The following is a 10,283-nucleotide window of genomic DNA, read 5'->3' as shown; positions in this document are numbered from 1 at the left end:
ATGCCGGGAATTGATGTAGTCGTATGCGTAGGCGATCTCCGTGACGGGGACCTCCACGTGGTAATGGGCGGAAATGTCAGAGAAGCTCGTGCGGAATGCCTCGACGAAATCGTTGTGTTCATTGGCGAAGCGCTGCTCGTCTGCGTAGTTCTCGATGGGGCTTCTGGTCACGAGGCGCTCCACGAGACAACACAGGTGCACGTAGAGCCCCATGCTCACACGAGCGCCAATCACGTCTCCGGTGAGCTGCTGGAGCCGCTCCGCGGCACTCTCGATTTCGCCGAAGAGCTTGTTGGGGTTAAGGATTGTGATGGACTCGACCACGTTCCTGAGGGTCATGTTCTTGACGAGATTCTGGTGGAACGTGCGCAAGCCGTCAGCGTCGAGCAAGCGTGCGAAGGCGCGGTCTATCTGGGCCGTTCCTTCGCCGGCGATGAGTTCCTCGAGCGAAATGAACGGGACTCCGTCGGCGTGCGGATTGTCCGTGCCGATGACCGAGCGCACGTTGTACTGGGAGAAGGCGGCATCCTCAGATCCGTTATTGGCGAGCTGCCGCCAGTCAACGGCGACAAGCCGCGCGGGGGACTCGCCAGGCAGGCTCTGCGCCACGAGATCGCGGATCCGCGCAGCTGCGTCAAGTCCGCCTTCGGAGCAGAAGACAATCGCGTCCGGTCGGGCGTTGCGCGCCACGATGTGATAATTACAGGTGCAAGCTGCCGCAGCATCGTCGAGAACCTCTCGCACGGAGCGACCCGCGATAAGTCCGGCGCCAACCTCCACCGCAAGGCCGGTAGAGGCGTTGTTGATGATGCCGAGTGTCATGCCGGAGGTGGATTCCAGACTCTTATAAATATCCTGGAGCGATCCCATGTCCACGAGGATGACGACCTCGTCTGCGTAGGAGAAGCGGTCGATGATTTGCTGAAGAGGAGCAGCGACGTCCGTAACCTTCTGGTCGTAGGGCATATCGATGGCCTCGAAGACCCTCGTGTCAAGAATCCGATTGGCAGCGTCGGCGATGCTCGTGGCGGTCGAGTAGCCATGACTGAGGACGATACCGACGCTCCGACGACGCTTAGACGGGTCGAGTGCGAGTGCCGCATGCGCAAGGACGAGCAGACACGTGAGATCGTCGAGCGCGATGCCGAGCGTAGCCTTGAGTTCATCAGCGATGCAGGCGCAGACAGTAACGGCAAAGCGGTTGCGCTGGGCCACGACGCCGCGCATGCCGGAAAGCTCGCTTGCATGGGAGCTCTTCCAACGCGAGAGGTTTGCGGGCGGCCACAGCTGGAGGCAGATGCCCTGGGCGATTAGATGCGAGCTCTTTCGGGACAAATCGATCGAGTAGAGTTCGTTCACGGAAGTGACGACGCTGTCGGCGATCTGCTCGTATGCGTCGGACTTCGAGCGGCCCGGGTTTTGCCCGAACGCCAGGTAGTCCTCAAGGTCGCGGGCTCGCTCCACCAGCTGAGCGCTGCACGCGCTCCCATCAAGCGTGCCTTCGCGATAGCTCTCGTATGGCTCCAGCATGGCGTCGAGTACATGCCGTGCGCGGTCGTCCGCCTGGCTTTGGATGCTCCGGGTGGTGTCGATGAGCTGCATATCGTTCTCGCTGCGCTCAAGTGCGGAGCCGGCAAGGATTGCGGAGGGAAGCTGGTAGGTGCGAATCTCCAGGCTGTCACCCTTCGTGTCTAGATAGGCCTCGGCGCAACAGTTGGTGATGCAGTCGCGTAGGCCGCGTACGTTCTCCTCGAAGTTGGTGCCGGCGAGGGCTCGGAAGGCTCCGCGACTTATGAGGATGTCGCGTCCTATGCGTCGGCCCTCCTCCTTGAGGAAGTGGAGAGTCAGTTCCTCACGCTCCTCCTGGGTGCGCTCGCGCAGAGACGGCACCTGGGCGGACATGGGGATGCGACGCGTGAGGCTGCGGCACTCGGTACTGTCTGCCTCGTTTGAGGTGGCAAAGATAAGGCGCGCAGCAGGGGCTGGCACAATGGCGCCCGCCTGTGCGGAGGCCCACTCCAAGAGCGCGTCCTGGGCAGCGGGTGAGAGGGTGTCGACGTCCTTGAGATAAACGATGCCGCCGCTCGCCCGATCTGCAGGCCCGCCATCTGCGCACAGATCGTGAGTGAGCGCGCGGGCATCGTCTGCGTAATGCGAGCAGTCGATGCTCACAAGCTTGGCTTCCTGCTGCAGGACGCCGACGTTCTTGCCGTATTCGAGGGCAAGTTCGGCGAGTAGACCCTTGCCGGTTCCCGAAGCGCCACAGAGCAGGATGGGCAGGCCAGCTGGCGGGTACTTGAGCGCGGCGCAGAGCTGGCTGATGCAGGGCGCAAGGCTCAGCTCGTGACCGATTGCGCGGTCAAAGTCGAGTCGCTCGCCGTTTCCGAGCGTGGCGAAGAGCTGCTCGACCGAAGGGTAGGTGCTACGCTCAATGCGAGACTGGAAGAAGCGTTCGAGGGAGCGGCGGTGGAAGTAGCACACCGGTCGCGCCCCTGCTTTCACCACGAGGCCAGCGCGCACGAGCTCGTTGAGATACTGACTTGCCAGGCTGCGCGAGATGGCGAGCGAGTCGGTTATAGATGCCGTGGTGAAGTGGTCGAGACGGTTCTGGATGCGCCCGCCCCGCGTGCTGCCAAGCTCGCGCGTGATGCGATCGAGGTAGGCAAGCAGGTCTTTCTGTGTCTCGGGGATGTTCATGCGGCTGGTCCTCCTTTCGTCCCACACCTTACGGGCGGGGTGGTGCTCGGGACGGGTTGGCGCCCGCGTTCCGTCACGGGCGCGTGCACTTCGGCACTCCATGATACATCTGTAGTGACATATGGCGACTTCTCGACACTTGCGCTCGACACAGCGAGCGGCAACGGCGCTGTCCGCCGAGCGCCTCGCCGTTTGCTCCGTCTCTGGCTACATCGCTCGAACCGACTCTGCCGCTGGCGCGGACGCCCCGCGCCCGGACGGCTCGGAAAGGCAGGAAACCATGGACGTCCGCAAGCTCGAGGGTTCCATAATCGCGCTCGTCACGCCATTCGACGAGGACGGCTCCGTCAACTTTGCCCAGCTCGAGATGCTGCTCGAACTCCAGATCGAGAGCGGCACCGACGCCATCCTCACACTGGGCACCACCGGCAAGTCAGCCACGATGACCGACGAGGAAAACAACGAGGTCGTCAAGTTAGTCGTGGAGCACGTGGCCGGGCACGTGCCGGCCATCGCCGGTTCGGGCTCCAACTGCACGGCCACGCAGGCGCGCAAGAGCCTCACGTACTAGAAGCTGAACGCCGACGCCCCGCTCATCATCTCGCCGTACTGCAACAAGTCCAACGAGGAGGACATCTACCAGTGCCTCGTTCACACGGCCAGCGCGGTGGACATCCCCTGCATCATCTACAACATCCCCGGGCGCACCGGCTGCAGCATCAGCGCGGCCAACGTGGAGCGTCTGGCCGCCCACCCCAACATCATGCGCATGTTCGCGTGGGCAAGGGCGCCACGGTGGCCACCGGTGCCGCATGCGTGGAGGACGTGCCGGCCGGTGCCGTGGTGACCGGCGTGTCCGCGAAGGTCATCAAGCAGGCCAACGAGTCGCCGAGGACAAGGCCCCCTCGTCGACGCGCTCCGCAACCTGTAAGCGAGGCCCCTAAGGCCGCCTTGCTGTCGGCAGCCTGGGGCCATGTGCCATCAGGGCGCAGGACGGGTCCGGTCGCCGAAATGCGGCCGGACCCGTTGTTCGCATGTTTTGCTGGGGGAGTCGCTGTGGCGACGAGGTTCACTGGCTTACTTTTCCTGTTCGCGCAGCCCCTTCGCCAAGGCTATGTTGGACAGTTTGAGTTCGCCATTCGTTACCGTAACAGCAAGCGAGTGGCCGAACTTCTCGCAGACGCGTGTCGTGAGTGCGGTACCGTCGAGATAGAGGACGAGGATGTTGTCGTCAACGATGAGCTGCAGGTGGTAAGAACGCCCGGACTCGAGCCAGACTGGCCTCCAAAGCCCCTTATCCATTACGCGGAACCACTTGTAACAGGGACTCTTGTCGAACGAGAGCCGATTCGCGTCGAGGTCGAAGCGGTATTCGTACGACTCGTCGGTCTCGAGATTCTTGTAGGCTCGAATTGAGAAGTCGCAAGCGTCCCTGAACGTCACGTCTGCCTCGAAGCAGAAGATCTCGCCTGCGTTTTCGGTGATTACGCACTCCGTTCGTTCGTGGTCTCCGCGAAGCTCGATATCCGGGACGGCATCAGGGCACTCGAACGCATCCCTTATGCTTTGGGGAGGGCGAACGCCGAGGGTGCCATTGGGGCGCTGGTACACCTCATGGGGCATAAACGAGCCACCCCAAAGCCAGTTGGCCCGGTCATCGTCGTTCTCGCGCGTGGGGACCCAGCCGGACAGAATCCTGCGCGATCCGTCGAAGGCGGTCCGTCCGGCGTAATACGCCCTCCCGTCGAAGGCGTCATCTCTCGGCTTCTCCCACGGACCGTAGAGATCGCGGCTCATGCGGTAGACGATCTTGTTCTCGTCGCTGTACTCAGAGTAGACCAGGTACCACCAATCGCCAATTTTGAAAATGTCTGGCATTTCGAACATGGTGTAGAGGCCGGGGGCCCAAAAGTCGCCCTTGAACTGCCAGTGCTCGAGGTCCTTCGACGTAAAGTGAACGAGCCTGCCAGTTTGGAGGGTTTTGGAGGGGTCGTCTCCCTTACGCGTGCCCAGTACGAGGAGGTATTCCTTCCGGTCGTCATCCCATATTACGAAAGGGTCGCGCCAGTTGCGCCCATCGTATCCTGGCTGAGGCGTGAGCTCTGCTGCAACACCCGTCTTTTTCCACGTCGCATAATCATCCGAGCAGGCCTTCGCCTGCATGAGCACCTGGGACGTTTTGCCTTCTCGCAGGTAGTTGCGGTTGAACCCGGTATAGAAAGCGCGTACCTCCCCTTTTGCCTCGTAGACGGTTCCGGCGTAGATGAACTGGTCTTGGTCGTCTTCTCCGCCGTGGGGGATCGCCGTTCCGTGTTCCTGGTACGTCACGAAGTCCTGGGTGGTCGCGAGCGACCACCCAAAGGGCTGTCCTTCGGCAAGCGGAGCGGGGTCGCGCGTGTCACGCTGGTGGTATAGATAGAACGTGCCGTCCTTGCCGAAGGGCATGACGTCTCCCACCCACACGTCCTTCGGTTGGTAGAACAGGTGCTGGTTATTGGTCGGGACTTTGCGCATGTCTCGTCCTCCTTACTGTCGCGTCTTTCCTATTCGTCTTCTTCGTCAACGTCCGGAGTCAGATCTCCGAGGTAGACGAGCTGCTCTTTGGCTTGGGTGACGACATGCCTCACCACATCGGGAGTAAGCTGTCCGGCGTGGAGCGAGAGCTCGAGGGCCACGGGAAGGTTTACGCCGGTCACTATGAACGCGCCTCGCGGAGCCGAGCAGGCTACGAGCTGGTTTACGCTGCCCTGAAGGATGTCGGTGAGAACGAGGGTCTCGTCATCTTCGGCGATGCCCTCGAATGCGCTGGCGAGCTTCTCCTCGAGCGGGGTTTCGTCTGTAAACGCGCAGACAACCCTGATGTCGTGCCCCGGTCCTATGATGGCCTTGAGCGTGTCTCCGAGTCCGGCTGCCAGGCCGTAGTGCGATGCAATGATGATGTGCCTCATAATGCGTCCTTTGTGGGTTGGTCTAGCCCTAGGCTAGGCAGCAAGAATGCCGAAAGCCGCGCACACCCACGAGATGATGAGGATGCCGAGGACAATCTTGTTGATGCTGACCTTGCGCTTGACGAGGGCGTAGACGATGGCTGTGGCTATTACGGGCAGCATGCCGACCATGATTTGGTCGAGGATGCCCGTCTGGACGTCGAGCGTAACTTCACCCATGGTGAACGTGAGACCACACGAGACCTTGATGACGGTGGGGATGAGCGCACCGACGACCATCATGCCAAGTGCCGACGTCGACTCGGTGAAAACGGACATCTTCTCGGCAAGGGTCGTGAAGAGCTTGTCGCCGAACTTATAGCCTATGCGCCAGTCAAAGAGCTTCCATACGAAGATGGCGATGGCGACGGCAAGCCAGAGAAGCACGCCGACGGGGTTTCCCGCCTGTCCCATGTAGGCGGCGATGGAGCCGAAGATGGTGGGAATGAGGATGGCGAAGATCGTGTCGCCGACTCCTGAGAGGGAGCCCATGAGGCCAATCTTAAGGTCTTGGACCGCGTCGATGGCGTCATTGTGCCCCTTGTCCTCCAAGGCTAGGCCGGCGCCGAGGAGCAGGCCGCTTACCTGGGGAGTCGCATTGTAATAGCGATAGGTGCTCAGAAGTGACCTGCGGTAGCCCTCCTCGTCTCCTGCATAGATCTTGCGCAGGGCGGGTTCGGTTGCGAACATGACCGCCGGGGCACACTGGGACTCATAGTTATAGATGGACGCGCCGAGCATCCAGCGGCGGCCGCAACGGTCGAGATCGGAAACGGTGAGGACTGGCTGGTACGTTCCGTCTGCCAGGCAGGTTGGCGCTTCGTTTGCCTTGGTGGCGTTAACTTCGTTACTCATCTTCCAGACCTCCAGCGTCGAGGGCGTTTACGGACGGATTGCTGTGCGACTTGTAGTACTCGATGGCCGCGGCGGCACCGAGCAGGGCGATGGGGAGAATGCTTATCTGCAGGTAGGCGGCCAGAACGAAGCCAACGATGGCGTAGGCGATGAACTTCTTCATTGGCATGAAGGACAGAAGCATCGCAAGGCCGACGACGGGGAGGATACCGGCGGCGATGGAGAGGCCGGTCGTGAACCAGGAGGGCATGACGGAGAGGAAAGCGTTGACGGCATCGGCGCCAAAGAGCAGTACGGCAAACGTGGGGATGGCCGCCGTAAGGCCATAGAAGACCGGACCGAGGAAAAGTACGCTCTTCATCTGCGAGTACTTGCCCTCTTCGGCAAAGCGCTGCGAGGCACGCCCGAGGAAGCCGTTTGCCGTCTTGGCGATGACGTCGAGCTGAAGGCCGAGCATGCCGACTGCGATTCCGGCGGCAACGCCGACGCTCGCCTCCTGACCCGAGGTGATGGCAACGACGGCGCCAATGATGGCGGCAGTGGGATAGTCGGGGACGGAGGCTCCTCCCATGGCCGCCACGCCCAGGCTCATGAGTTGGACGATGGCGCCGACGGCGAGGCCGGTTACGGGGTCGCCGAGCGCAAGTCCGACGAACCATGCTGGCGTGACGGACATGTTCGTGAGAATTTGTCCCGCGTTCTTCTCGGCTCCGTAGATGAAGGCGATGAGTGTAACGACGGCTATCTGGATGATGGATGGTGTCATAAGTTCACTCCCTTGCTAAAGCGTGATGATGCTGGAGAGCTCTACGGGCTTGTCGGCCGGCACATAGCGAACGGTGATATCGCAGCCGGTGCCAGCAATCGCTCGATATGCGGGCAGCTCGTCTTTGGTGACGTAGGCGCGACTGCTCACCTGGACGGCGTCTGACCCCTCTTCGGGAAAGACTGTGCCTCCGACCACGAGTGTGGGAACAACCTGGCCCGTCTGTATGACGTCGAGGATGGTCTGGGGGTCTCGCGCCACGATGAAGACCGTGTGGTCGTCGTACTTGCCCGCCCGATAGTTCGCGAGAGCCGTCTCCTTGTTGATAATGGAGAGGGCGACTCCCGAGGGCTTTGCCATCCGCATGGCAGCCTTCTTGGTCGGGTCGTTGGCGACGATGTCATCGATGACCATGAGACGCTGCGGACGGAACTCGGGTACCCACTGGGTTGCCACTATGCCGTGTAGCAGGCGGTTGTCGATGCGTGCTGCGATGATGCTCATGTGATGTTGGCTTCCTTCCTTTGCTTGCGTGACGCGTTTCGGCATGGCCTGTGCCGAGGCGCGTCATTCTTCCTGCCGGGCCGCGGACCCGTCGTTCAGCGTGGCCTGCCTGCGAGGGGCATGCCGGGAATTGATGTAGTCGTATGCGTAGGCGATCTCCGTGACGGGGACCTCCACGTGGTAATGGGCGGAAATGTCAGAGAAGCTCGTGCGGAATGCGATCGAGGTAGGCTCTGTGTCTCGGGGATGTTCATGCGGCTGGTCCTCCTTTCGCCACACACCTTACGGGCGGGGTGGTGCGCGGAACGGGTTGGCGCCAGTGTTTCGTCACGGGCGCGTGCGCTTCGGCACTCCATGCTACATCTGAGTGGCATGTGGCGACTTCTCGACACTCGCGCTCGACACAGCGAGCGGCAATGGCGCTGCCAGCCGAGCGCCTCACGGGCGCATCCCGACCGCAGAAGTGCGCGCGAAGGCTCGTCGAAGTGCTGGGTTGGGGACCGGCGGTCTGGATACGCGGTTTCGTTCGGCGAAGGCGGCGAGGCGAATGGCATGGCGAACGTACGGGTTTGACGTGAACGGGTTGCCCGTGGCGGCGTGGTATCGGGAGGAGACGGTCGAGCAGGTGCTCGCGCCGCTGCTCGTCCGTCTCGCGCGCTCGCATCAGGAGAAGGGGTCACAGGCCCATCTCGGCGACCCGGTGCGCATACGCTATTGCGACCGGGACGGCCACGTGTCGCGAACGGATATCGTCCGCCAGGTGGACGTCGCGCCGCGAAATGCAGACTCGCCCCAATCGTCGGTAAGGGATGCCGCGGGCGATACGATGGAATCCACGGACCGCACCGCGCCGCCGAGATTGCGACGCGAATGCAGGCGATGCGCCCGAAAAACTCCTCCGCGCATGTAGGGCGAAACGCCAGATTGGAGCTCCATGAACGATTTCTCCCTCTACTCCCCCACCCGCTTTGTCTTTGGACGAAAAGTGACCGACAAGGTTGGGGAGACCCTGTCCGTCTCCGGCCACCGCCGAGCGCTCATTGTCTACGGCAAGGGTTCCGTAGTCCGCTGCGGAACGCTCGGCCACGTGAAGGCATCGCTCGACGCCGCGGGCGTGGAGCACATCGAGCTTAGAGGGGTGCGTCCAAACCCCGAAATAGGCTTGGTGCGAGAAGGCGTCGAGCTCGCACGGGAAAACGACGTCGACATCATCCTGCCCGTGGGCGGCGGCTCAGCCATGGACTGCGCGAAGGCCATCGCGCTGGGGGCGGTATACGACGGCGACGTATGGGACTTCTTCCGCAAGCGCGCCGTTCCCGCCGACCGCATCGACGTCGCCTGCGTGGCGACCATCCCCGCATCGGGTCCGAGGCCTCTAACTCCTGCGTTATCAGCAACGACGAGGAGCACCTCAAATGCGGCATTAACACGGACCTCAACCGCCCAGCCATCGCCTTCCTCGACCCGGAACTGACCTTCACCCTGCCCGCCTACCAGACCGCCGCGGGAGTGACCGACATGATCGCCCATACATGGAGCGACTCTTCTCCGGCGAGCCCGCCGTGGGCGTAACCGACAACAGCGCCTGCGGGCCAGTGCGCGCTGCGATGGAGGCGGCGTCCAAGGTGATGGAGAACCCAGATGACTACGACGCCCGCGCCGAGATCATGTGGGTGGGTACGCTCGCCCATAACGGCCTCGCCGGCTGCGGCCTGGGTGTCCTCGGCCTGCGCGACGGCGATTGGACCTGCCACGTCCTTGAGCACGAGCTGTCCGCACTGGACACCAAGATCACGCACGACGCCGGCCTCGCCGTCATCTTCCCCGCCTGGTTGCGCTACGCATGGCGAGAGCACCCCGAGCGCTTCCTGGAGTTCAGCGCCCAGGCCTTTGGCGTCGAACCCGTCGATTCGGACGCGGACGAGCTCGATGTGGAGGTAACCCCCGAGCAGGCAATCGAGTACGCGGTCGAAGCGACCATCGACGAGCTGCAGGATTTCAACGTCTCGCTGGGAATGCCGCGCACGCTATCGGAGTTCGGAGTCACCGAGGACGATATCGAAAAGATGATTCCGGACCTCAAGATCAACCGCGGAGAGCTCTTCGGCAGCTTCAAGAAGCTCACGCTGGACGACGCGAGAAAGATTTACCGCAGCACACTCTAGGAAACAGATGCCCATCCCCCACGGGCGAGCAGCACGGCGGCCCCCGCAAACCAGAAACGGCGCCGCTCCCGCGACGCCGTCATATTCCCTGGTGCCCCCGGGCGGATTCGAACCGTCGACACCCGCTTTAGGAGATATGATTTAATGCTACCCCCTACCATTCATCAAGCATCATTGACCATCATATAACCGCAGATAAACATAGCAGTTTGTGTCTTCTGCATCCGGTAGCTGCGCCTACGCTTTTACAAACATATTACTAACAGCTTTAGCTAAACTGCACTCATTGAATTGTTGAAAACTATTCAA

At 61.8% G+C, this 10,283-nt stretch carries 9 protein-coding genes and 1 pseudogene; 4 read left to right on the top strand and 6 right to left on the bottom strand.

From position 1 onward, the window contains the following. A partial coding sequence (locus PMX60_RS02925; protein WP_271746819.1) for a PTS sugar transporter subunit IIA domain-containing protein occupies positions 1–2,697 on the bottom strand: 2,697 nt, incomplete at its 3' end. 121 nt (positions 2,698–2,818) lie between these two features. On the opposite strand from PMX60_RS02925, the pseudogene PMX60_RS02920 reads away from it, so the two are divergent. Then, positions 2,819–3,544 (top strand): annotated as a pseudogene (locus tag PMX60_RS02920) (dihydrodipicolinate synthase family protein). 230 nt (positions 3,545–3,774) lie between these two features. Here PMX60_RS02920 and PMX60_RS02915 read toward each other — a convergent pair. From PMX60_RS02915 to PMX60_RS02895, 5 genes are read right to left on the bottom strand one after another with little or no spacing between them, the layout of a single operon-like run. Continuing rightward, on the bottom strand, positions 3,775–5,211 hold the full coding sequence (locus PMX60_RS02915; protein WP_195544666.1) for a family 43 glycosylhydrolase: 1,437 nt from the start codon (positions 5,209–5,211) through the stop codon (positions 3,775–3,777). Between the two features lie 29 nt (positions 5,212–5,240). After that, positions 5,241–5,645: a PTS sugar transporter subunit IIA gene (locus tag PMX60_RS02910; RefSeq protein WP_118080241.1), complete on the bottom strand. Its 405-nt coding sequence runs from the start codon at positions 5,643–5,645 to the stop codon at positions 5,241–5,243. Positions 5,646–5,678: 33 nt separating this feature from the next. Next, complete coding sequence (locus PMX60_RS02905; protein ID WP_195233845.1) at positions 5,679–6,539, bottom strand: PTS system mannose/fructose/sorbose family transporter subunit IID; 861 nt, start codon at positions 6,537–6,539, stop codon at positions 5,679–5,681. Then, positions 6,532–7,305 (bottom strand): PTS mannose/fructose/sorbose/N-acetylgalactosamine transporter subunit IIC, encoded by a 774-nt coding sequence (locus PMX60_RS02900; RefSeq protein ID WP_195233843.1) that lies wholly within the window; start codon positions 7,303–7,305, stop codon positions 6,532–6,534. The genes PMX60_RS02905 and PMX60_RS02900 overlap by 8 nt, the downstream gene beginning before the upstream one ends. Before the next feature lie 15 nt (positions 7,306–7,320). Beyond that, positions 7,321–7,809, bottom strand: coding sequence for a PTS sugar transporter subunit IIB (locus tag PMX60_RS02895; RefSeq protein ID WP_195233841.1), 489 nt, complete (start codon positions 7,807–7,809; stop codon positions 7,321–7,323). A gap of 547 nt (positions 7,810–8,356) precedes the next feature. Between PMX60_RS02895 and PMX60_RS02890 the strand changes: the two genes are divergently transcribed. From PMX60_RS02890 to PMX60_RS10265, 3 genes are read left to right on the top strand one after another with little or no spacing between them, the layout of a single operon-like run. Further along, positions 8,357–8,719: a hypothetical protein gene (locus PMX60_RS02890; RefSeq protein WP_195233839.1), complete on the top strand. Its 363-nt coding sequence runs from the start codon at positions 8,357–8,359 to the stop codon at positions 8,717–8,719. 24 nt (positions 8,720–8,743) lie between these two features. After that, a complete protein-coding gene (locus tag PMX60_RS10270; RefSeq protein WP_324252583.1) occupies positions 8,744–9,283 on the top strand; it encodes an iron-containing alcohol dehydrogenase in 540 nt (179 codons plus the stop codon). A gap of 58 nt (positions 9,284–9,341) precedes the next feature. Continuing rightward, a complete protein-coding gene (locus PMX60_RS10265; RefSeq protein WP_334203756.1) occupies positions 9,342–9,974 on the top strand; it encodes an iron-containing alcohol dehydrogenase in 633 nt (210 codons plus the stop codon). The last annotated feature ends 309 nt before the right edge of the window (positions 9,975–10,283 follow it).

The sequence above is a fragment of the Collinsella aerofaciens genome (genome assembly GCF_028206995.1).
GTDB lineage: Bacteria > Actinomycetota > Coriobacteriia > Coriobacteriales > Coriobacteriaceae > Collinsella > Collinsella aerofaciens_AQ.
This window is presented reverse-complemented; position numbering and strand designations above follow the sequence as displayed.

Coding starts and splice junctions, on each gene's coding strand:
- PMX60_RS02915 (WP_195544666.1), bottom strand. CDS start 5,211: ATGCGCAAAGTCCCGACCAATAACCAGCACCTGTTCTACCAACCGAAG.
- PMX60_RS10265 (WP_334203756.1), top strand. CDS start 9,342: ATGGAGCGACTCTTCTCCGGCGAGCCCGCCGTGGGCGTAACCGACAAC.
- PMX60_RS02900 (WP_195233843.1), bottom strand. CDS start 7,305: ATGACACCATCCATCATCCAGATAGCCGTCGTTACACTCATCGCCTTC.
- PMX60_RS02895 (WP_195233841.1), bottom strand. CDS start 7,809: ATGAGCATCATCGCAGCACGCATCGACAACCGCCTGCTACACGGCATA.
- PMX60_RS02905 (WP_195233845.1), bottom strand. CDS start 6,539: ATGAGTAACGAAGTTAACGCCACCAAGGCAAACGAAGCGCCAACCTGC.
- PMX60_RS02890 (WP_195233839.1), top strand. CDS start 8,357: ATGGCATGGCGAACGTACGGGTTTGACGTGAACGGGTTGCCCGTGGCG.
- PMX60_RS10270 (WP_324252583.1), top strand. CDS start 8,744: ATGAACGATTTCTCCCTCTACTCCCCCACCCGCTTTGTCTTTGGACGA.
- PMX60_RS02910 (WP_118080241.1), bottom strand. CDS start 5,645: ATGAGGCACATCATCATTGCATCGCACTACGGCCTGGCAGCCGGACTC.